This is a genomic window from Luteimonas flava, assembly GCF_036584485.1.
GTDB lineage: Bacteria > Pseudomonadota > Gammaproteobacteria > Xanthomonadales > Xanthomonadaceae > Luteimonas > Luteimonas flava.
This window is the reverse complement of record NZ_JAZHBM010000009.1, coordinates 1-884: the sequence shown is the minus strand read 5'-3', so window position 1 is coordinate 884 and position 884 is coordinate 1. Positions and strand designations below refer to the sequence as shown.

The following is an 884-nucleotide window of genomic DNA, read 5'->3' as shown; positions in this document are numbered from 1 at the left end:
GCATACTTTCCTACCAAATAATGTTATTTTTACAGATCTCGTAAGACAGAGGTTAGAACGTTTTACCAGATCCTGAAGCATACTTTCCTGCCAACATACAGTACTCGCACAAATACTCAACCTTAGCAAACCCTAAAGAAACAGCGATATACTCAGCGTAGTTCCTCCGTTACAGCTCATTCCAACGTGTCGTTACAATTACCCCTTGAAATAGATGGAAGAACATCTATTCTGCATGAAAATTAAGTAAAACAGCTACAGTCGTAGTGGTATTTCAAGTTCGTCCTTTTACAAACTCCCACTTATAACTATACCGTCCGCGCCGTTTCACAATGTCTGACTAGAGTTAAGCTCAAAAGGGTCTTCTTTCCCCATATTTTTCGTCGAGCCCGTTCCCTCGACAGTGAGTTCGCCAAGTGGTAAATAGGGACAGTAAGAGTCTCGTTGATCCATTCGTGCACGTCTCTAATTAGAAGACGAGGCATTTGGCTACCTTAAGAGAGTCATAGTTACTCCCGCCGTTAACCCGCGCTTTGGTGCATTTCTACAAATTCACATTCAGAGCACTGGGCAGAAATCACATTGCGTCAACACCGATCACCGGCCATCGCAATGCTTTGTTTTAATTAAACAGTCGGATTCCCCTTGTCCGTACCAGTTCTAAGTCGGTTGTTAGATGCCGGCCGAAGCGACGTCGGCGGCCGAAACCACCGGGCCGCACAGCTGTACCTCTCCACGGGAAGGTCCCGGCGACGGTCCGAGCTCGACCGCACCACACGCGAACGCGCGGCACGGTCTCACCCAGCCCCTGCCGATTCCAGGCCCGCTTCGAGATGCAGCCCGACCGACCCAGCCCTTAGAGCCAATCCTTTTCCCGAAGTTAC

At 49.1% G+C, this 884-nt stretch carries 1 rRNA gene; it reads right to left on the bottom strand.

Annotated features, from left to right (window positions below):
* Positions 1–884, bottom strand: a 23S ribosomal RNA gene (locus tag V3391_RS17480); the annotation flags it as partial.